This is a genomic window from Streptomyces sp. NPDC030143 (genome assembly GCF_055573695.1).
Map to the genome: position 1 here is coordinate 1 of NZ_JBVIAY010000006.1, position 21,392 is coordinate 21,392.

15 protein-coding genes and 1 pseudogene are annotated in these 21,392 nt (G+C 70.6%); 2 read left to right on the plus strand and 14 right to left on the minus strand.

Features of this window, described 5'->3' with window-relative positions; all coding sequences use genetic code 11:
- Positions 1-108: 108 nt before the first annotated feature.
- The 4 genes and pseudogenes from ACZ4YY_RS12615 to ACZ4YY_RS12630 form a co-directional block, all read right to left on the minus strand.
- Positions 109-279, minus strand: coding sequence for a hypothetical protein (locus ACZ4YY_RS12615; protein WP_468287748.1), 171 nt, complete (start codon positions 277-279; stop codon positions 109-111).
- The gene (locus ACZ4YY_RS12620; protein ID WP_468287751.1) at positions 276-1,457 is read right to left on the minus strand and encodes an NAD(P)/FAD-dependent oxidoreductase; all 1,182 of its coding nucleotides are present in this window, start codon (positions 1,455-1,457) and stop codon (positions 276-278) included. The genes ACZ4YY_RS12615 and ACZ4YY_RS12620 overlap by 4 nt, the downstream gene beginning before the upstream one ends.
- A 349-nt stretch (positions 1,458-1,806) precedes the next feature.
- A pseudogene (locus tag ACZ4YY_RS12625) lies at positions 1,807-3,246 on the minus strand (aromatic ring-hydroxylating oxygenase subunit alpha); the annotation flags it as partial.
- Positions 3,247-3,360: 114 nt separating this feature from the next.
- A complete protein-coding gene (locus tag ACZ4YY_RS12630; protein WP_468287753.1) occupies positions 3,361-3,501 on the minus strand; it encodes a hypothetical protein in 141 nt (46 codons plus the stop codon).
- A 526-nt stretch (positions 3,502-4,027) separates the two neighbouring features.
- On the opposite strand from ACZ4YY_RS12630, the gene ACZ4YY_RS12635 reads away from it, so the two are divergent.
- Entirely contained in the window at positions 4,028-4,825 is a 798-nt protein-coding gene (locus tag ACZ4YY_RS12635) for an IclR family transcriptional regulator (protein ID WP_468287755.1), read from the plus strand.
- A gap of 179 nt (positions 4,826-5,004) precedes the next feature.
- On the opposite strand, the gene ACZ4YY_RS12640 is transcribed toward ACZ4YY_RS12635, so the two are convergent.
- From ACZ4YY_RS12640 to ACZ4YY_RS12680, 9 genes are all read right to left on the minus strand, one after another.
- Positions 5,005-5,607 carry a sarcosine oxidase subunit gamma gene (locus ACZ4YY_RS12640; protein WP_468287758.1) on the minus strand — a complete coding sequence of 201 codons (603 nt, stop codon included), beginning with the start codon at positions 5,605-5,607 and terminating at the stop codon, positions 5,005-5,007.
- Entirely contained in the window at positions 5,600-8,893 is a 3,294-nt protein-coding gene (locus tag ACZ4YY_RS12645; RefSeq protein WP_468287761.1) for a sarcosine oxidase subunit alpha family protein, read from the minus strand. Before ACZ4YY_RS12645 ends, ACZ4YY_RS12640 begins: the two co-directional genes overlap by 8 nt.
- A gap of 12 nt (positions 8,894-8,905) precedes the next feature.
- Positions 8,906-10,138, minus strand: a complete 1,233-nt coding sequence (locus tag ACZ4YY_RS12650) for a sarcosine oxidase subunit beta family protein (RefSeq protein ID WP_468287764.1) — start codon at positions 10,136-10,138, stop codon at positions 8,906-8,908.
- Between the two features lie 58 nt (positions 10,139-10,196).
- On the minus strand, positions 10,197-11,057 hold the full coding sequence (locus tag ACZ4YY_RS12655; protein WP_468287766.1) for a bifunctional methylenetetrahydrofolate dehydrogenase/methenyltetrahydrofolate cyclohydrolase: 861 nt from the start codon (positions 11,055-11,057) through the stop codon (positions 10,197-10,199).
- 36 nt (positions 11,058-11,093) lie between these two features.
- On the minus strand, positions 11,094-13,532 hold the full coding sequence (locus tag ACZ4YY_RS12660) for a GcvT family protein (RefSeq protein WP_468287769.1): 2,439 nt from the start codon (positions 13,530-13,532) through the stop codon (positions 11,094-11,096).
- Positions 13,533-13,758: 226 nt separating this feature from the next.
- Entirely contained in the window at positions 13,759-14,733 is a 975-nt protein-coding gene (locus ACZ4YY_RS12665) for an ABC transporter substrate-binding protein (protein ID WP_468287772.1), read from the minus strand.
- 12 nt (positions 14,734-14,745) lie between these two features.
- Positions 14,746-16,755: an ABC transporter permease gene (locus tag ACZ4YY_RS12670; protein ID WP_468287775.1), complete on the minus strand. Its 2,010-nt coding sequence runs from the start codon at positions 16,753-16,755 to the stop codon at positions 14,746-14,748.
- On the minus strand, positions 16,755-17,837 hold the full coding sequence (locus ACZ4YY_RS12675) for a quaternary amine ABC transporter ATP-binding protein (RefSeq protein ID WP_468287777.1): 1,083 nt from the start codon (positions 17,835-17,837) through the stop codon (positions 16,755-16,757). The genes ACZ4YY_RS12670 and ACZ4YY_RS12675 overlap by 1 nt, the downstream gene beginning before the upstream one ends.
- 20 nt (positions 17,838-17,857) lie before the next feature.
- Positions 17,858-19,327 (minus strand): aldehyde dehydrogenase family protein, encoded by a 1,470-nt coding sequence (locus tag ACZ4YY_RS12680; RefSeq protein WP_468287780.1) that lies wholly within the window; start codon positions 19,325-19,327, stop codon positions 17,858-17,860.
- A 218-nt stretch (positions 19,328-19,545) separates the two neighbouring features.
- Here ACZ4YY_RS12680 and purU point away from each other — a divergent pair, with 218 nt between their 5' ends.
- Complete coding sequence (purU, locus tag ACZ4YY_RS12685) at positions 19,546-20,418, plus strand: formyltetrahydrofolate deformylase (RefSeq protein WP_468287783.1); 873 nt, start codon at positions 19,546-19,548, stop codon at positions 20,416-20,418.
- A 137-nt stretch (positions 20,419-20,555) separates the two neighbouring features.
- Here the strand turns inward: purU and ACZ4YY_RS12690 are convergent, their stop codons facing one another.
- Positions 20,556-21,392: a methylenetetrahydrofolate reductase gene (locus ACZ4YY_RS12690; RefSeq protein WP_468287786.1), complete on the minus strand. Its 837-nt coding sequence runs from the start codon at positions 21,390-21,392 to the stop codon at positions 20,556-20,558.

Below are 21,392 nucleotides of genomic sequence, written 5' to 3' on the forward strand. Positions count from 1 at the left end.
AGTTCTCCGAGGCGATCATCTCGAGGGTGGACTGCTGCCGGTCCAGCTCGGCGTCGACCGCGGCGGCGACCTCCGGGTCGAGCTCGTGCAGGGGCTGATGGAGCAGGGTCATCGGCGGTCTCCTTGGATGTGGGCACAGTGGGCGGCGCAGGTGCAGGCGTCGGCGGACGGCCCACCGGCGATGGTCTCGACCCGCAGCCGGAACAGCCGGCCGCCGGTGCGGGGGACGGCGACGACGGTCTCCCCCGTGTGCGGGCGGAGTTGAGGTGAGGAGTTCATGCGACGGCGACCGCGGGGGCGGGGACGAGGGTGCGGCGCAGCCGGTTGAACAACTTCGGCTGGTTGAGCGAGAGCACGGCGACGGGGGTGCCCTCGCGCCGGTAGACGGCCGTGAAGGAACGGCCGTCGACGTCGCCTTCGACGACCTCGGGCTCGGCACCGGGGGCGACGTGTCCGGCGAGCTGGATGCGTACGCGGTACTGGTCGGACCAGAAGTACGGCGCCAAGAGCGGGGCGGGGGCCGACACACCTGTCAGCAGCGTGCGGGCGGCGGTCTTCGCGTGCTCGGTGGCGCTGCTCCAGTGCTCGATGCGGGCGTGCCGCCCGGTGAAGGGGTTGGGGCATCTGGCGACGTCACCGACGGCGACCACGCCCGGGACACCGGTCGAGCAGCCGGCGTCGCACACCACGCCGTCGTCCACCCGCACCCCGGAACCGGCGAGCCAGCCGGTGGCGGGCCGGACTCCCACCCCCACCACGACGACGTCGGCGGGCAGCACCAGCCCGTCCGCCAGCCGGACGCCCGTGACCCGGCCCTCGCCGACGAGTGACGCCACGCCGGTGCCGCACAGCAGGCGAACGCCGTGATCGTGGTGGAGCGAGGAGCACACCAGGCCCATCTCTCGCCCTAGTTGGCGTTCCAGCGGGACGTCGAGCGCCTCGACGACGGTGACGTGGAGCCCGAGCCTGTGGGCGGTGGACGCCACCTCGGCGCCGATGAAGCCGGCGCCGATGACCACGACCCGGGGCAGGCCGTCCAGCAACTCGGCACGCAGGGCCTGGGCGTCGTCCAGGGTGCGCAGGGTGTGGACACCGGCCAGCCCTTCGGTGCCGGGGAGCGACCGGGGGACGGCGCCGGTCGCGACGACGACCCCGTCGGTGCGCACGTGTCGTCCTCCGGCCAGAGTGACGGTCCGGGCGGCGCGGTCGAGCCGCACCGCGCGCTCGCCGAGCAGCCACTGCACGTCCAGGTCCTCGTACTCGTCCGTGTCACCGAGCGCGAGGGCGTCCGCGTCGAGGTCTCCCTTGAGGAAGTCCTTGGACAGTGGCGGGCGGTCGTAGGGAGTGTGGCGTTCCTCCCCCACGACGACGATCTCGCCGTCGTAGCCCTCCGCGCGCAGCGCGCGGACCGTGCTCAGGCCTGCCAGCGACGCTCCGACGACGGTGATGCTCCTCATACGGGCTCCAGACAGGGAGTTGTCTCATATAACACAACTACGACCGCTATACGCAACATGTTTTCCGCGCGGTGCGGGGCTTGTCAAGAGAGCGGTCGCGCATCAGTTTCTCAGCACGCGCAATGTTGCACCTTTCGCAACGAAGCCCAGAAGGCTTCGCCGCACACGGTTCTCGGCGCCGGCTCGTCCCACTGATCCGGGAGGACGTCGCCCACGGCTGGGGTCCGGTTCCTCGTCCTGCGTCCGGCGACGCGACGGTGACGAAGCCGGCGAAACCGCTCGCCGGCCCCGTGGCCGGCCCCGTGGCGACGGGGCTGCGACGGCAGGTGGGCGGGCGGTACCTGGCGGGTCAGTGCGTGGGCCCCACCTCGAGCTTGCTCTGCAGCCAGGTGTGGAACTCGCCGATGTGGTGCTCGCTGGGCACCAGAACGCCGCCCCGGGCGTACGCCTTCGAGCTCATCCCCGGCTGGGTACGCTCACAGGCGTCGAAGTCCTGCTGGTTGACGCGGTGGAACAGCTCCACCGAACGGTCCACGTCCTTGCCGCTCTCGACGACGTGCGGCAGGTACAGCCAGTCGCACTCGACGACCGTCCGGTCGGGTGCCATCGGGTACATCCGGTGGAAGATCACGTGGTCGGGCACGAGGTTGATGAAGACCTGCGGCCGGACGGTGATGGCGTAGTAGCGGCGGTCCTGGTCCTCGGTGACGCCCGGGATGCGGTCCAGGCCCTCGGAGCCGTCGACGGTGAAGCCCTGGACCTCCTCGCCGAACTCGGCACCGTGGCCGACGTAGTACTGGGCCGCATAGCCGTCCGCGAACTCCGGCAGTACCTCGGTGAGTTCGGGGTGGATGGTGGCGCAGTGGTAGCACTCCATGAAGTTCTCGATGATGAGCTTCCAGTTGGCCTTCACGTCGTAGGTGATACGGCGGCCCACCTTCAGGTCGTCGATTCCGTAGCGTTCGATCGACTCCAGGTCGCCGAGCCGCTCGACGACCGCGCCCGTCACCTCGGCCTCGAAGGAGGCCGGCTCGTCGGCGAGGCACACCCACACGTACCCGAGCCACTCCCGCACGTGGACGTTGATCAGGCCGTACTCGGTCCGGTCGATGTCCGGCATCGACGTCAGGTTGGGCGCGGCGACCAGCTTGCCGTCCAGGCCGTAGGTCCAGGCGTGGTACGGGCACTGGAAGGCCCGCTTGACCTCGCCCGAGTCCTCGGTGCACAGCTTGGCCCCGCGGTGCCGGCAGATGTTCAGGAACGCCTTGACCGAGCCGTCCCGGGAGCGGGTGACCAGCACGCTCTCGCGTCCTACCTGACAGGTGCGGAAGGCGCCGGGCTTGCCCAGATCGGCGGCGCGGGCAACGCAGAACCACATGGCCTCGAAGACCCGCTCCTGCTCCTGGGCGAAGACCTCGGGATCGGTGTAGTACGCGCCGGGCAGCGTGGGGATCAGGCTGGGCGGCAGGTTCGTGATGGTCATCGTGTCACCTTCGGAGGATGTCAGACGCGCGCGGCGGGGGTCGAACAGGGCGATGGGGTGGTCGGTGGTGCCTTCGGTGGCCAGGTCGGCGAGGATCTCGCCGATGACGAACTTGAACCCGTGGCCGGAGAATCCGCAGGCCACCGTCACCTGAGGATGGTCGGGGTGCCGGGCGAGGACGAAGTGCTCGTCCGGGGTGTTGGCGTACATGCAGGCCACGGCCTTGAGGAAGCGGCCGGGCAGGGTGGGGATGCGCGGGCGCAGATACGCGGCCATGGCCGCGATCTCGGTCGGGCCGATCCGGCGGTCGAGGGTGTCGGGGTCACTGGGAACGCCCTTGCGGAAGAAGGCGACCTTGGCGCCGCCGTCCTGGGGATCCCGCCGATGAGGGTTCTGGTTCTGCCGGCGCTCGGTGCCGGTTCAGCGCCGGCTGCGGGACATCTCGGGGTCGCACAGGGGCTCGGCGACGGCCGCGACCGCGACGCCGCAGTAGTGGACGGTTTCCATCGAGACCGGGACGCCCTGGCTGCGGGCCACGACGGCGCGTACCCCGTACGTCACGGTCGGTCTCCTCGTCGAAAGGACGGCCGAACCCGTTCTTCGGCCCGGTGCCCTGGAGGGCGGGACATCGACCGCTCCGCCGGGGCGATCGGCAAGGGGAGGGAGAGGACTTCGCCGGAACTCGGGCGAGGAACGAGACCAGAACAAGTTGCATAGTCTGCAACTTCCTTCGCTATAAGCAACAGGCGCTCACACTGTCCCCCCGCGGACACCCGCTGTCAAGGGATCGACTGTCGAGGGATTCGCCGGGCGCGCCTGCGCTCCGTCGACAGCAGGCCGCCGAACACCCACGGAGCTGCGGCCGACCCCGACGAGCCGTTCACCATCGGCCGCGCCGTCGAGGCACAGGTGCGCGCCCGTGCCGTCGAGCGGCACAGCGGGGAGCGTGGGCCGGCCCACCGGAAATGCGCAGTGGGCTTCCGTCGGCGGGCGGGCCGTGCGACCATGCGGGCGGCCGGATCCGGCCGTCCCGCCGTCTTCCGCGACCTCTGCGGAGCCTGTCGCCACCACTGCGTATAGTTGCGCTATGAGCAACTACACCGCAGTCGGCGAAACAGCGGGTCCCGCGGTGAACGGAGTGCAGTCCGTCGACCGCGCGGTCAGCGTCCTCGAGATCCTTGCCCAGCGCGGCGAGGCGGGCGTCAGCGAGGTGGCCGCCGAGATCGACGTCCACAAGTCGACCGCCTTCCGTCTGCTCGGGGCACTCGAGGCGCGCGGTTTGGTCGAGCAGACGGCGGAGCGGGGCAAGTACCGGCTCGGCTTCGGGATCGTACGCCTGGCCGGCGCGGTCACGGGACGCCTCGACATCACCCGGCAGGGCCGGCCGGTGTGCGAGCGGCTCAGCGAGGAGATCGGCGAGACGGTCAACATCGCGGTCCTGCAGGAGAACTTCGCGGTCAACCTCTACCAGGTACGGGGCCCGGGCGCGGTCGGCACGCACAACTGGGTCGGGCAGCTCACCCCGGTGTACGCCACGTCGAGCGGCAAGATCCTGCTGGCCCACCTGTCGGCGCAGGAGCGCGCCGCCGTGCTCGCGATGTCCGAGGTGCACAAGCTGACGCCGCACACCCTGACGGCCAGGACGACGCTGGAGAAGAACCTCGCCGAAGCGCGGGAGCGCGGTTACGCGGTGACGCTGGAGGAGCTCGAGATCGGACTGCACGCCCTGGCGGCCCCGATCCGGTCCCGCGACGGCGAGGTCATCGCCGCGCTCAGCGCCTCCGGCCCCGCGTACCGCTTCACCGAGGAACGCATCCATGAGATCGCGCCCCTGCTGATGAGCGGGGCGCAGGAGATCAGCCGCCGGATGGGCCATCTGGGCTGAGGCTCCGCCGGGGCGCTCAGCACAGCGGCGACCGTGCCGACGCCGCCTCGACGCCCCAGCGTGCCGTCACCCGTACCGCGTCCAGTGTTCCCGGGCGCGGTGGAGTGGTGGCGCGGGCCGTGGCGGTCACGGGTGTCCGCCTTTCCCCCGTGGGACGAAACCTGCCGCACGGCACCCCCTCAGACGTATTCCGTCGCCGCGTCGAGCAGCCAGTCCGCCAGGTAGCCGGCGAACGAGGAGCGGACCAGGACCCAGAATCCGGCCCTGGGTTCGTCCCGGGCGACCAGAACGACCTGCGTGCGGCCCAGGGTCGTCTGGGCGCAGCGTCCTGGGCCGAAGGCCCTCGGGTGCAGGTCCAGGGGGCAGCCGTGGGCCAGCAGGTCGTGGGCGCGGGGGCCCGTGACGAGGAGCGTGGTGCGCTGGGCGGAGACGTCGGTGACGGAGACGGGCTCGTCGCCCGCGGCCTGACGGATCCGGCTCTCCAGGTCGCGCTCGCTCCCCGGCGCTCCCACCAGCAGCCACTCGTCCGGGCCCAGCCACAGGGCGGTCAACCCACCCGCGCGTACCACGGTGTTCGGCTGGAGGGGCAGTGGGAGGTTCAGTGCGAGCCCGACGGCTTCCGCCGCCGCTCCCTTGGCGTCCAGGCGCAGGTCGATCTGGGCCAGGAAGGGGAGTTCGGCCAGCCGGATCGCACCCCGGGACGTGCGTGTCGCGGCGGCGAGGCGGTCGGTGGCAGGCGCCAGAGGGCTGCGGAGCGGGGCGGTAGGGGCGGTGTCAGCCATCGCGGCGGGCTCCCTCGGGGTCGTAGAGGACGGGGTTGGCGACGGTCACCGGCACCAGTCGGTCGCCGACGGGGGCGTACAGCCGCTCGCCGATGCGGTCCCGGCCGCCCTTGATCAGGGCGAGCGCGAAGGTCCGGCCGAGGGCCGCGCTGCGATAGCTGGACGTGACATGGCCGAGCATCGGTACGGGCGGGGCCGGCAGCACACCGCCGGCGATCAGATGGGTGCCCTCCGGGAGGAAGGTGGCCGGATCCTCGGGGAGGAGGCCGACCAGGTGCTTGCGGTCGGGGCGGGCGGTGTCCGCGCGGGCGTGGGACCGCTTGCCGATGAAGTCCGGCTTCTTCTTCGACACCACCCAGCTCATGCCGAGGTCCTGGGGGGTGACGGTGCCGTCGGTGTCCTGACCGATGATCGGGTAGCCCTTCTCGGCCCGCAGGACGTGCATGGTCTCGGTGCCGTACGGGGTGATGCCGTACGGGGCGCCGGCCTCGTACACGGCCTCCCAGAGGGCGAGCGCCTCCCACGGTGACACGTTGATCTCGTAGGCGAGTTCGCCGGAGAAGCTGATCCGGCAGACCCGGGCCTCGATGCCGGCGACGGTCGTCTCGCGCCAGGCCATGAACGGGAAGTCGTCGTTGGCGACGGCGAGTCGGGGTGCGAGCGCGCCGAGGACCTCGCGGGACTTCGGGCCGACCAGGGCGACCGTGGCCCACTGCTCGGTCACGGAGGTGCAGTGGACCTTCAGCTCGGGCCACTCGGTCTGCAGCCACTCCTCCATCCACTCGAGGACGGCGGCGGCGTTGCCGGTCGTCGTGGTGACCAGGAAGCGGTCCGGGGCGAGGCGGATGACGGTGCCGTCGTCGAAGACCATGCCGTCCGGGCGGCACATGACGCCGTAGCGGATCATGCCGACCTTCAGGGTGCTCATCATGTTGGTGTAGAGCCGGTCGAGGAAGACACCGGCGTCCGGCCCCTGTACGTCGATCTTGCCGAGGGTGGAGGCGTCCATGAAGCCCACGCTCGCGCGGGCCGCCCGGCACTCGCGCAGCACGGCGGCTTCCATGTCCTCGCCGTCCTGCGGGTAGTACCAGGGGCGCTTCCACTGGCCGACGTTCTCGAACAGGGCGCCGTGCGCGACATGCCACTCGTGGATGGCGGTCGTGCGCACCGGGTCGCTCAGCACACCCCGGTCGCGACCCGCGAGGGCGGCGAAGGAGACCGGCGTGTACGGAGGGCGGAACGTGGTCGTGCCGAGCGCCGAGATGTCCACACCGAGCAGTTCGGCGACGACGCCGCTGGCCAGGACGCCGGAGGTCTTGCCCTGGTCGTTGGCGGTGCCGGCCGTGGTGTAGCGCTTGGTGTGCTCGACCGAGCGCAGGCCGGCGCCGGTCGCGCGGGCCAGGTCGTCGACGGTGACGTCGCGTTGGAGGTCGACGAAACGGGGGGCGTCCGAGGCGCCCGGGATGAGGTACACGTGCATCGGTGGCGTCAGCCGCGGCTGCGCGGTCACCTCCGGAAGGGGGGGCGCCTCGGGCGTGTACCCCTCGGCCTCGACGGCGCGGGCACCGGCGGCCGCGCCCTGTGCGAGGACCGCGGCCGGGTCGAGGAGGCCGCTCGCGCTGCCCACGACCTCGACGGCCTGGCCACAGGTGTCGGGGACGAAGGAGCCCAGCGTCTCGTCGTGGCGCAGCTTGCCGCCGGACTGGCTGAACAGGTGCGCCACCGGGTTCCAGCCGCCGGAGACCAGCAGCAGGTCGGCGGCGAACTCCCGCTGCGCCGCGGACTCTCCGTACGCCGCGACGCTCACGGCGGTGAGGCGTGCCTCGCCCTCCGTGCCGGTGACGGCATGCCCGGCCAGCACCTCGATGCCGGCCGCCCTCGCCCGTTCGGCCCACTCCCCCGGTTCGGGGCGGGTGTCGACGATCACCGTGATGTCCAGGCCCGCCGCGGCGAGGTCCAGCGCTGCCGCGTACGCGCTGTCGTTGGTCGTGAAGACGACCGCGCGGCGGCCCGGCAGCGCGCCGTGGCGGTTGACGTGGGTGCGGGCCGAGGAGGCCAGCATCACGCCGGGGCGGTCGTTGTCCGCGAAGGCCAGCGAGCGTTCGTGGGCCCCGGTGGCGAGGACGACGCGGCGGGCACGGATGCGCCAGACGCGTTCGCGGGCGACGTTCGCGGGAGCTTCGGCGCCCAGGTGGTTGGTGCGGCGTTCGACGGCGAGGAGGTGGTTGTCGTCGTAGTAGCCGAAGACGGTGGTGCGGCGCAGGGCGCGGACCTCTGGGGCGGCGTCGAGCTGCCCGGTGACCTCCCGCACCCAGTCGAGGTGTTCGGCCGTGCCCAGGAGGCTGCCGCCCGGCTCCGGCTGGTCGTCGGCGAGGATGACCCGCGCGCCGCTGTTCGCCGCCGCCGCAGCAGCCGCGAGACCGGCCGGGCCCGCGCCGACGACCAGCAGGTCGCAGTGGGCGTGTACGGCGTCGTAGCGGGCGGGGTCCGGTTCGGTGGCGAGGCGGCCCTGGCCGGGGAGGCTGCTCGCGACCAGGCCGTCGTACAGCTCGACCGTCGTCGCGGGGAGCATCGGCTCGGGGAACGGGGCCTCGATCTGGACGACCGCGTTGGGCTCCTCCACGCCGGCGGAGAAGATGCCCCGGGGGCGGCCGAGCTTGATGCCGGTGCCGGCCCGGATGACTCCGTTGGCGAGGAGGGCGGAGGCGAGGGTGTCACCTCGGTAGCCCTGGTATTCGGTGCCGTCGAAGGTGAAGGTGAGGGGGGCGTCGCGGTCGATACGGCCGCGGGTGGGGTGGCGGAAGGGCTGGCCAGCGGCGGGGCCGCTGATGGCTGCGGCTTCGCCCCCGTCCGTCCCGTCCTGGGGCCTGCCGCCACCAGACCCCCGCTCCGGCCCTGAAGGGGCAGCGTTCTCGAACTCCCCCGGAGGAGGTGCCCCCAGCCGGGCTGACTCCGCCGAGCCCGGCGGGGAAGTGACCGGGCGCGGCTGAGGAACGAACGGACGCTGCTCCAGCGTCGCCGGGCGCTCCTCTCCCGTCCGGTACACCGCCAGGATCTCGTTCGTCGACGTGTCCCGTACCGCGTTGAACCAGCGGCGGCAGCCCGCCGCGTGGGTCCAGCGCTCGGCGAAGGGGCCCTTCGGGTTGTCGCGGAAGAACAGGTACCGGGCCCACTCCTCGTCGGTGAGCGACGCCGGGTCCTGTGGGTACGGCACGTGGGCCTGGCCGCCGTAGTGGAACTCGGCCTCGTCGCGGGTCCCGCACCACGGGCAGGGGATGAGCAGCATGGGTTCGGCTCCCTAGTGGGCCACCGCGGCCGCGCCGTGCTCGTCGACGAGCGCGCCGGTGGTGAAACGGTCGAGCGAGAAGGGGGCGTTGAGGGCGTGCGGGGTGTCGTGGGCGATGGTGTGGGCGTAGACCCAGCCGACGCCCGGGGTGGCCTTGAAACCGCCCGTTCCCCAGCCGCAGTTGAGGTAGAGGTTGTCGACGGGGGTGAGCCCGATGATCGGTGAGGCGTCGGGGCTGACGTCGACGATGCCGCCCCAGGTGCGCAGGACGTGGGCGCGGGCGAACACCGGGAAGAGCTCCAGGGCCGCGGCCATCTGCTCCTGGATGATGTGGAAGGCGCCGCGTTGGGTGTAGGAGTTGTACGCGTCGATGCCCGCGCCCATGACCAGCTCGCCCTTGTGCGCCTGGCTGACGTACACGTGGACCGCGTTGGACATCACGACCGTCGGGTGCACCGGCTCCAGCAACTCCGACACGAGTGCCTGCAACGGGTGGCTCTGGAGCGGGAGTTCGATGCCGGCCATGGCGGCGAGGACCGAGGTGTGGCCGGCCGAGCAGAGGGCAACCTTGCCCGCTGCGATCGGGCCCAGCGTCGTCCGGACTCCCACGACGCGGCCGTCGACCACATCCAGGCCCGTGACCTCGCAGTTCTGGATGATGTCGACCCCCGCCGCGTCCGCGGATCGGGCCAGGCCCCAGGCCACGTAGTCGTGCTTGGCGATGCCGGCCCGGGGCTGGTAGGTGGCGCCCAGGACCGGGTAGCGCACGTCCGGTGAGATGTTGACGATCGGGCAGACTTCCTTGACTCCCTCAGCGTCGAGCCACTCGGCGTCCACGCCGTTGAGGCGGTTCGCCTCCACGCGGCGCACACTGTCGCGCACGTCCTGGAGGCTGTGCGCGAGGTTCAGCACGCCGCGCTGGGAGAAGAGGATCGGGTAGTCGAGCTCTTCCGCCAGTCCCTCCCACAGCTTGAGGGCGTGTTCGTAGATGCCGGCGCTCTCGTCCCACAGGTAGTTGGAGCGGATGATCGTGGTGTTGCGGGCCATGTTGCCGCCCGCGAGCCAGCCTTTCTCCAGCACGGCGACATTCGTGATGCCGTGGTTCTTCGCGAGGTAGTGGGCGGTGGCCAGGCCGTGGCCGCCGCCGCCGACGACGATCACGTCGTACGAACGCTTCGGCTCCGGCGTGCGCCACAGCCAGTCGGGGTGGTCGGGGAGGTCGGCGCCGGGGGTGCGGGGACTCATCGGACGTCTCCGTCTTCTGAAAGGTGCGGACACTGCGGGTGCTGGGGGACGGAGGTGTTCATGCGGCGGTGGCGTTCCTCTCGGCGGCCTCGACGACGTTGGCGAGCAGCATCGCCCGTGTCATGGGGCCCACACCGCCGGGCATGGGCGCGAGCCGTCCGGCGACCCGGGCGGCGTCGGGGTGCACGTCACCGACCAGGCCCTGGTCGGTGCGGGTGATGCCGACGTCCAGGACCGCCGCGCCGGGGCGCAGCATGTCCTTGGTGATCAGCGCGGGCGAACCGGCGGCCGCGATGACGATGTCGGCCTCGCGTACGTGCCATGCCAGGCCCTTGGTGCCGGTGTGGCACAGGGTCACGGTGGCGTTCTCGGAGCGGCGGGTGAGGAGGAGGCCGATCGGGCGGCCTACCGTGATGCCCCGGCCGATCACGCAGACCCGCGCGCCCGCGAGGGACACCTCGTGGCGGCGGAGCAGTTCGACGATGCCGCGCGGGGTGCACGGCATCGGGGCCTCGACGCCCAGGGTGAGCCGACCGAGGTTGACGGGGTGCAGGCCGTCGGCGTCCTTGGCCGGGTCCATCCGCTCCAGTACGGCGTTGGCGTCCAGGTGGCGCGGGAGCGGGAGCTGGACGATGTAGCCGGTGCAGGCAGGGTCGGCGTTGAGCTCGTCGATCGTCTCCTCGACCTGCTGCTGCGAGGCGTCGGCGGGCAGGTCCCGGCGGATGGAGGCGATGCCCACCTGTGCGCAGTCGCGATGCTTGCCGGCGACGTAGGCCTGGCTGCCGGGGTCGTTGCCGACCAGGACGGTGCCCAGACCCGGGGGCCGGCCCCCGTCGGCGGTCAGCTTGGCGATGCGCTCCGCCAGTTCACGGCGGATGACGGCGGCGGTCGCCTTGCCGTCGAGCAGCTGTGCGTTCACCGGTGGGGTTCCTTCCCTCGGAGTCGACGCTGGGTGTCAGCCACGCAGGCGGGACATGGTGGGGTCGAACAGGGGCTCCTCGGCGACGACCGCTTCGACGCGTTGGTCGAAGTAGCCGATGTTCAGGGTGGTGCCGGGAATGGCGAGTTCGGCGGGGAGCCAGGCGTAGGCGATGCCCTTGCCGATGGTGTAGCCGTAGGCCGCGCTGGTGACGTAGCCGACCGCGCGGTCGCCTTCGTACACCGGCTCCTTGCCCATGACGACCGACCGCGGGTCGTCGATGGTGAGGCAGGTCAGCCGGCGTCGCACGTTCTCCCTGCGGCGCTCCAGTGCGGCCTTGCCGATGAAGTCGTCCTTGTCGGGCTTGACGGCGAAGCCGACGCCGGCCTCGTAGGGGTCGTGCTCGTAGGTCATGTCGGTGCCGAAGGAGCGGTAGCCCTTCTCCAGGCGGAGGCTGTTGAAGGCGCCGCGACCTGCGATGACGCCGCCGAGGGGCTTGGCCGCCTGCCAGAGGGTGTCCCACAGCTTCGTGCCCTGGTCGGCGGTGGTGTAGAGCTCCCAGCCGAGTTCGCCGACGTATGACAGGCGCATCGCTGTGACGGGCACCGGGCCGATGTAGGCGCGCTTGGCGCGGAAGTACTTCAGGCCGTCGCCCGAGAAGTCCTCGTCCGTCAGCGGTTGCAGGACCTTGCGGGCGAGCGGGCCCCACAGGCCGATGCAGCAGGTGCCGGGGGTGATGTCGCGGACCTGGACCGTGCCGTCGGCGGGGAGGTGGCGGGTGAACCAGTCGAGGTCCAGGTTGCCGTTGGCGCCGACCTGGAAGAGGTCGCGGGCCAGGCGGGCGACGGTGATGTCGCTGCGGATGCCGCCGTCGTGGTCGAGGAGCAGGGTGTACGTGACCGAGCCGACGGACTTGGCGACCTTGCCGGTGCACAGGCGCTCCAGGAACCCGGCGGCGCCGAGCCCGCTCACCTCCAGGCGCTTGAGGGCCGTCATGTCGTACATCGCGACGGTCTCGCGCGTGGCCTGGGCCTCGGCGCCGACGATGGGCGACCAGAACCGGGCGGCCCATTCGTTGGGGGTGGGGATGGTGCGGCCTTCGACGAGGTGCGCGTTGGACTCGTACCACTGCGGGCGCTCCCAGCCGTTCGCCTCCAGGAAGAAGGCGCCGTGCTCCTGCTGGCGGGCGTGGAAGGGGCTGGTCCGGATCGGGCGCGGGTCGCCCGAGGGCTGGAGGGGGTGGAGGATGTCGTAGACCTCGACGAAGTTCTGGCAGTCGCGTGCCAGGACGTACTCCGGGGCGAGCTGGTGCGGCTCGAAGCGGTTGACGTCGCACTCGTGCAGGTCGAACGACGAGCAGTGGCCGTCGACCAGCCATTCGGCCATGGCCCGGCCGACGCCGGCGGAGTGGGTGACCCAGACGGCCTCGGCGACCCAGAAACCCTTGACGTCCGGGGACTCGCCGAGCAGCGGGAAGGTGTCGGTGGTGAAGGAGAACAGGCCGTTGATGCCCTCCTCGACCTTCGCCTCGCGCGTCGCGGGAAGCAGGGACCGGGTCTCGGTCCAGGCGTCCTCGAAGTCCTCGTCGGTGAACTTCAGGACCGAGGGCATCCGGTCGGCCTCGTCCACGGAGAGGATGTCGTCGGCGGAGATCGGCATCGGGCGGTGGCCGTAGTAGCCGATGCCGATGCCGTCGTAGCGGTCGCGGTAGTAGAGGTCGGCGTCCTGGTGGCGCAGGATGGGGCGGACCGCCTCCTCGGTCTGACCGGCGAGCGCCGGTACCGGGCCGGTCCAGGCGAGCTGGTGGGCCAGCGGGGTGAGCGGGAGGTTCATGCCGACCATGCGGGCGATCTTCGGGCCCCAGATGCCGGCGCAGCACACGACGATGTCGGCGGGGAGCTCGCCCCGGTCGGTCAGGACGCCGGTCACCTCGCCGTCGGCCCGGGTCACGTCGAGGACCTCGTGACGGGCCAGGAACCGCACACCGCGCTCGGTGGCCCGGCGGATCTGCGCCTCGACGGCGAGGACCGCCTTGGCGAGACCGTCGGTGGGAACCAGGAGGCCGCCGAGGATCTTGTCCCGGTCGACCAGGGGGTGCTGCTCGACGCATTCGTCGGCGGTCAGGAGCCGGGACTCGATGCCCCAGGCCGTGATCCAGCCGTGGCGGCGCTGCAGCTCCGCCAGCCGCTCGGGGGTGGTGGCCAGCTCGAGGCCGCCGACCTGCAGGAAGCAGGGCTCGCCGTCGACGTCGAGGGAGCAGAACTTCTCGACGGTGTAGCGGGCCAGCTCGGTCATGGTCTTGGAGGAGTTGGTCTGGAAGACCAGGCCCGGGGCGTGCGAGGTGGAGCCCCCGGTGGCGGGGAGCGGGCCTTGGTCGACCACGGTCACATCGGTCCAGCCGCGTGCGGAGATCTCGTCCGCGAGTGCCGCTCCGACGACTCCCGCTCCGATGATGACCACTCGGGGTCCCGCCATCGCCGCACCTCCGGTTTGATAACCAGTCGAGCCGTTTTAGTTGCTGTCTACGCAACTTGATTCAGGTTGCGCAACTCAATGTGCCTGCCGTGCAGGTGGGTGTCAAGGGGTCCGCGGCCCCGGAAAAAGGGCCGGAACACGGCGATGCCCGGTGGGCGGTGCGCGCGGGGTGCGCACCGCCCACCGGGCATGTTTCGACCGGCTCGCGACGTACGGCTCTTCGGAGCTACTTGATCCAGGCGTCCACCTTGTCGCGGTTGGCCTCGACCCACTTCTCGGCCGCAGCCTCGGGGGTCATCTTGTCGACCGCGATGTACTTCGCCACGACGTTCTGGTCATCGTTGGTCCAGGTGAAGTTCTTCACCAGTTCATAGGCGGGGCTGCCCGACTTGGCGAACTTCGCGCTGACGATCTTGTCCAGCTTGTACACGGGGTAGTCGCAGTCGACCTTCTCCGCGTCGGCGTCGCAGCCCGCCTTGTACTCGGGCAGCCTGACCTTCTTCAGCGGCACCTCGGACATGAACCACTGCGGCTCGTAGAAGTACCCGATCACCCATTCCTTGTTCTTCTCCGCCTTGCGGAAGGTCTGGATGAGGGCGGTCTCACTGCCCGCGTACACGACCTTGTAGTCCAGCTTCAGGTTCTTCACCAGGGCCTCGTCGTTGGTGACGAACGACGGGTCGCCGTCGAGGAGCTGCCCTTTGCCGCCGGACTCCGACGTCCTGAACTTTGCCGCGTACTTGTTGAGGTTGTTCCAGTCGAGGATGTCCGGGTGCGCCTTGGCCAGCCACGGCGGCACGTACCAGCCGATGAGGCCTTCGTTGCCGGTCGGGCCGGCGTCGACGGCGGTCTTCTGGTCGGTGATGTACTTCTTCTTCAGGTCGTCGTGGCCCCAGTTCTCGACGACGGCGTCGACCTCGCCCGTCCCGAAGCCCTGCCAGGCGATCTCCTCCTTCAGGTCCTTCTTGGTGACCTTGCAGCCGAGGTCCTGCTCCGCGACGTGGGCGATGACGGCCGCGTTGGCCTCGTACCCCACCCACGGGTTGACCGCGAGGTTGAAGGTGCCGCACTTGCCGGAGCCCCCCGAGCCGCCGGCCTCCGGGGTGTCACCGACCTTCGCACCACCGCAGGCGGTGAGGGTGAGGCCGAGGACCGCGATGCCGGCCGCGCCGATTCTCCGGTGTCTTGCTTGCCTTGACATGGTCAGTGCTCCTTACGCGCTGGTACGCCGCGCCGCTGCCTGAGTGATCCGGTCGAACATGACTCCGAGAAGGACGATGGCGAGCCCTGCGGCGAGCCCCTTCCCGAACAGCTGTCCCTGCGAGAAGCCGGCCACGACGTCGTAACCGAGGGCGCCCGCGCCTACCAGGCCGCCCACCACAACCATCGACAGCACGTAGATCAGGCCCTGATTGGTCGCGAGAGTCAGGGCGCCGCGTGCCATCGGCAGCTGGACCTTGGTGATGATCTGCCAGGTGTTGCACCCGGCGGAGGTGGCCGCCTCCACGGTCGTCGCGGGCACGTTCCGCACCCCGTCCGCGATGATCTTCATGGCGACGGGTGCCGCGTAGACCACGGCGGCGACGATCGCCGTGAAGCGGGTCGCGCCGAACAGCGCGAGGAACGGAACGAGATAGACGAACGGCGGCATGACCTGTGCCGCGTCCAGACTGGGCCTGAGCAGCCGGTCCACCAGCGCACTGCGTCCCATCCACACGCCGAAGACGACGCCGAGCAGCATCACGAGCACCGTGGCCACGACGGTCGACGCCAGCGTGGTCATGCTGTCCGACCACACGCCGGTACCCACCAGCAGGCCCACGCACACCGCGGTGGTGACGCCGGCACGCCGGCCGCCGAGGACGACGCCGAGCGCGACCAGGGCCGCGCCGACGAGCCACCACGGAGAGTCGGTGAGCAGTGTCTGGAACGGATTGAGCAGGCCGTTGGTGATGGCGTCGCGGACGGCGTTGGTGAGGCCGGAGAGGTTGTCCTGCACCCAGGTCGTCGCGGTGTCGGCCGCGCTCGCGATGGAGCTTCCGACACCACCGTCGCCGGGGAACTCCGCCGCCCACAGGTAGGTGTGCGACAGGTGGACCAGGACGCCCGTGACCACCGCTCCCACGAGCAGCAGCGGCCGCCGCCAGGCGAGGAAGCGGTTCTTCGAGCGCCGGGCCTCCTCCTCACGTGCGCTGGCCGCGGTCGTGACCCGGTCCAGGACGATGGCCATGACGACGATGGAGAGGCCCGCGTTGAAGGCGGTGCCCACGTCGAGCGACTGGAGCGCCTGCACGACGGTCTTGCCGAGGCCGGGCGCGTCGATCAGGGCCGCGATGGTCACCATGGCCAGGGCGGCCATGATCGTCTGGTTGACGCCCATCACCACGGTCCGCTTGGACATCGGCAGCAGGACCTTGAGCAGGGCCTGCCGGCGCGTCGCCCCCAGCGAGTCGGCCGCCTCCACCGTGGTCTCCGGTACGGAGCGGATGGCGTGCGCGGTGATGCGGATCGCCGGCGGGGCCGCGTAGATCACCGTGGCGATGGTGGCAGAGGCTCCGCCGATGAGGAAGAACAGCGTCAGCGGGGCCAGATAGACGAAGGTCGGCATCGTCTGCATGAAATCGAGCAGGGGCGTCACGATCTTGTTGAACCGGTCGGACAGCCCCGCCCACACACCCAGCGGGATCGCGAACAGCAACGCCACGAACACCGCGGAGACGGTGAGCGCCAGGGTGTCCATGCTCTCCTGCCACAGGCCTTGCAGGCCCAGGAAGGTGAATCCGGCCACCGCGAGCAGCGCGACCCGCCAGTTGCCCACGGCCCAGGAGACGTAGCCCGCGATGCCGATGACACCGAGCCACCCGACCTGCGGGACGGGCCGGTCGGCGGAGGGCTGCGAGATCAGGTCCTGGACGAGGCTCACCAGGGTGTCGACGACCAGGCGGATCTCGTTGAAGAAGTACAGGAACAGCGGGTTGGAATTGCGGTTCGCGCCGACCGCGTCGTTGACGTCGTTGAACCACCGGTGCAGGTCGGTCAGGTCCGCCGCCGCCAGGGCCAGGGTCTGCCTGCCGCGCAGGACCAGGAACACCGCGACCCAGACGACGAGGATCACGGCCGCGACCGCGGGCCGGCCGACCTTGCGCACGCCCTCGGCGGGAGCGGCCGGCTCGACGCCCGGGGCCTTCTCCGGTTGCTCCGTCTTCTCCACGACGACGGTCATCACGCGCCGCCTTCCCCGGCGACCACCGCGAGGATCTCCTCGTCGCCGACGATGCCGAGCAGCTTGCCGTTCTCGACGACCTTGACCGGCTTGTCGGCCGCGAGCACCGCCCGGGTGGCCTCCTTCACCACGACGTCCGGGCCCAACTCGGGACCGTCCAGAGCGTCGCCGTCCGCCGGCGGGCGCATGATCCAACGCAGGGTGAGCACGTCACCGCGGGGCACGTCCTTGACGAACTCGCGGACGTAGTCGTCCGCCGGGGCGCCCACGAGTTCGTCGCCGGTGCCGCACTGGACCATCTTGCCGTCGCGCATGATGAGGATGCGGTCGCCCAGCTTGAGGGCCTCGGAGAGGTCGTGGGTGATGAACACCATCGTCTTGCCGACCTCGTGGTGCAGCCGGATCACCTCGTTCTGCATGTCCCGGCGGATCAGCGGGTCTAGCGCCGAGAACGGCTCGTCGAAGAAGAGCACCTCCGGATCGCCGGCGAGGGCACGGGCCAGGCCCACGCGCTGCTGCATACCGCCGGACAACTGGTCGGGGTAGGAGTGCTCGTAACCCGCGAGGCCGACCAGTTCGACGACCTCCATGGCCCGCGCGACGCGCTCCGCCCTGCCCATGCCGCGGATCTCCAGCCCGAACGCCACGTTGTCGACGACGCGACGGTGGGGCAGCAGACCGAAATGCTGGAAGACCATGGAGAACTTGCTGCGCCGCAGATCGCGCAGGCGCTTGGCGTCGGCCTTGCGGATGTCCTCGCCCTCGAAGACGACCTCACCGGCGGTGGGTTCGATCAGCCGGGTCAGGCATCGCACCAGCGTGGACTTGCCGGAGCCGGACAGGCCCATCACGACGAAGACCTCGCCGGGTGAGACGTCGAAGTGGACGTCCCGCACGGCGGCGGTGCACCGGGTACGGTCCATGAGCTCGCGGCGGGTGAGCCCACGCAACTCCTCGGTGTCCGGTACCCGGTCGGCCTTCGGCCCGAACACCTTCCACAGCCTGCGCACGGATATGACCGGGGTGGGGCCCGAGTCCTGGGGCGTGCCGCGCCGCTGCGGCACCTCGGTCTGTGTGGTCACGTTCGACCTTCTTTCGGCGTTCAGCCGCGGAACCAGTGCTGCGGCCGGGGTCGGATGTTCTGCCAGATGTGCTTGGGCTCTCGGTACTCGTTCAGGCCGGTCGGTCCCAGCTCCCGGCCCACGCCCGAGTGCCCGAAGCCGCCCCATTCCGCTTGTGGCACATAGGGGTGGTAGTCGTTGATCCACACCGTGCCGTGACGCAGCCGCCGGGCGACCCGCTGGGCCTTGCCGGCGTCCTGCGTCCAGACGGCTCCGGCGAGTCCGTACTCGGTGTCGTTGGCGATGCGCACCGCGTCGTCCTCGTCACCGAAGCGCTCGACGGTGAGCACGGGGCCGAAGGACTCCTCGTGCACCACGCGCATGTCCTGCCTGCACTCGTCGAGCACGGTGGGCAGGTAGTAGTGACCGTTCGCCAGTGCGGGGGCGTCGGGCCGTGCGCCGCCGCAGCGCAGTACGGCGCCCTCGGCGAGGCCGGCCGCTACGTATGCCTCGACCTTCTCCCGGTGCTGTGCGGAGATCAGCGCACCCGTCTCGGCCTCGGGGGCGAAGGGACCGCCGAGGCGGATCCGCCGGGCCCGGCGGACGACCTCGTCGACGAAGCGGTCGTGCAGGGAGTCCTCGACGATCAGCCGGGCGCCGGCCGAGCAGACCTGTCCCGAGTGCAGGAAGACGGCCGTGAGGGCGAAGTCGACGGCCGTCTCGAAGTCGGCGTCGGCGAAGACGACGTTGGGGTTCTTGCCGCCGAGTTCCAGCGCGACCTTCTTCACGGTCGCGGCGGCGGTGGCCATGATCCGCTTGCCCGTCTCCAGTCCTCCGGTGAAGGAGACCATGTCCACGGCCGGGTCCTCGGACAGCGGTGCACCCACCTCGGGACCGGCGCCCAGGACGAGGTTCGCGGCGCCGGCCGGGAGCCCCGCCTCCTGAAGTGCCCTCATCAGCAGGATCGAGGTGGAGGGAGTGAGCTCGCTGGGCTTGAGGACGATCGTGTTGCCGGCGAGAAGCGCCGGGGCGACCTTCCAACCGGCCTGGAGCAAAGGGTAGTTCCAGGGCGTGATGAGCCCGCACACACCGACGGGCTCGTAGAGGACCCGGCTCACGGCGTCGTCGCGGCCGGTGTCGATCACACGGCCGGCGTCGGTGCCCGCGAGGCCGCCGTAGTAGCGGAAGCAGGAGACGACGTCGGCGATGTCGTACTCGCTCTCCACCAGCCGCTTGCCGGTGTCCAGGGACTCGGCGCGGGCGAATGCCTTGGCGTCGCGCTCGATGAGATCGGCGGTGCGCAGCAGCAGCGCGCCGCGCTCGCGCTCGGGGGTGTTCGGCCACTGCCCCGCATCGAAGGCGCGGCGGGCCGCGGCGATCGCGGCCTCCGCGTCGGGGCGTGTCGCTTCCGAGACGGTGGCCGCAAGCGTGCCGTCAGCGGGACATCGGATGTCCCGCTGACCGCCGGCCACCGGCTCCCGCCATTCTCCATCCACATACAGGTCTGCCACGCGCCGAGCCTTTCAACCGAAGTTCGTTGCGCATCGTGCACCCGATTGCTTGTGGTGGAACACCATTGCCGGTGCACAGACCGGCGTCAAGAGGTTGGCCGGTGACGATTTGACCATGTGACCACTTACCCGGCCACCCTTGACCGCAAGCGCCGCCGAGCCGACCATGTTGCGTATCGCTCACCATGTTGTGCATTGCGCACCGACGGAGGCCGCCCATGTCCCCTCGACCTCAACCTGGCCGTGAGTACGTCCTCACCCTCTCCTGTCCCGACAGCGCGGGACTGGTGCACGCCGTGAGCGGCTTCCTCGTCAGGAACTCCGGCAACATCCTGGAAAGCCAGCAGTTCGACGACCGACTTCAGGGCCGCTTCTTCATGAGGGTCCACTTCGACGTCTCGGATCCGGATGCCGCGCTGGAGAGTCTGCGCGACCGGTTCGGTCCCGTGGCCCAGGCCTACGGCATCACCTGGACCCTGAGCGAAGCGGCCACGCCGACCCGGACGCTGATCATGGTGTCCAGGTTCGGCCACTGCCTGAACGACCTGCTCTTCCGCCGCCGCACCGGCGCCCTGAACATCGACATCCCCGCGATCGTCTCCAACCACCGTGACTTCGAAGGGCTCGCGGAGACCTACGGCATTCCGTTCCACCACATCCCGGTGACCAGGGACACCAAGCCCGAGGCCGAGGCACGGCTGCTGGAACTCGTGCGTGAGCTGGACGTCGACCTGGTGGTACTGGCCCGCTACATGCAGGTCCTCTCCGACGATCTGTGCAAGGAACTCGAAGGCCGCGCCATCAACATCCATCACTCCTTCCTTCCCAGTTTCAAGGGCGCACGCCCCTACGAGCAGGCCTACCGGCGCGGGGTGAAACTCGTCGGAGCCACGGCGCACTATGTGACGCCGGACCTGGACGAGGGGCAGATCATCGAGCAGGACGTGGTCCGGGTGGACCACTCACTCGACCCCGGCGACCTGGTCACGGTCGGGCGCGACGTGGAGGCGCAGGTGCTCGCGCACGCGGTGAAGTGGCACAGCGAGAGCCGTGTGATGGTGGACGGCAACCGCACGGTGGTCTTCCGCTGAGCCGCACCCACGGGGGGCGGGACCGGAATTCGGTCCCGCCCTTGTCGTATACGGCTCGTACCGGGCTCGCATGCCGCCCCCTGCGCGCCGCCCGTCGGTCACAGGGGCGCGGTGTCGGTTGCCGCCCCTTCCCTGGTTCAGCCGCCCAGCCGGTCCAGCAGCGCGCGGCGCCACCGCTCCGTCTCGGCTATCTGGTTGAACGTGAACACGTGCAGTCCGGCCACCCCTGACGAAGGCGAGGTGAGGGCCTCCTGCGCGCGGGTCAGCAGCCGCTCGGGGGCATACCCTCCGGGGGCCGCCAACCGCACGAACCACGCGGCGTGCTTCGTCAGGAAGCGCGTCGACTCCCCCACCCCGATCTTCGTGGCCATCGCCAGCAGCTTGGCCCGCTGTACGGGCCCCGCGATGCCCACGTGGACCGGGAGGGCGACGTCCCGGCGCCGTACGCGAGCGATCCAGTCCCCCAGCACCCGCGGGTCGAAGCACAGGTTGCTCACGATGTACGTGGCGTGCTCGCGCTTGTCCCACATCGCCTGGACGGTGACGTCGTCGTGGATGAGCGGATGGCTCTCGGGGTAGCCGGTGACGCCGACCCGGGCGAAGGGGCTGCCCAGCTCGCTCAGCCCGCGCAGCACCGGCAGTGCCCCGTCATAGACCCCGGCAGGGGGGTCGGCGTCGCCGGCCGGGACGAAGACGTCGTCCACCCCCGCCTCGCGGAGCCGGCCCACGACCTCCCCGAGGTGCACGTCGTCGCGCAGCAGCCGCGCCGGCACGTGCGGGACGACCCGGTAGCCGTGCGCCGCGAGCCGGGCGGTGAGGTCGAGGGTCGGCTCCAGGCCCTTCACCGGCGACGCCGTCACGGTGACGACGACGTCACGCGGGACATGGGCGAGGACCTTGTCCTCGGCCGCCTTCGCCGGCAGCACCTCGTAGCGGACGTTGTCCAGCAGCGGCCGGAGCCCGGTCGCGCCCAA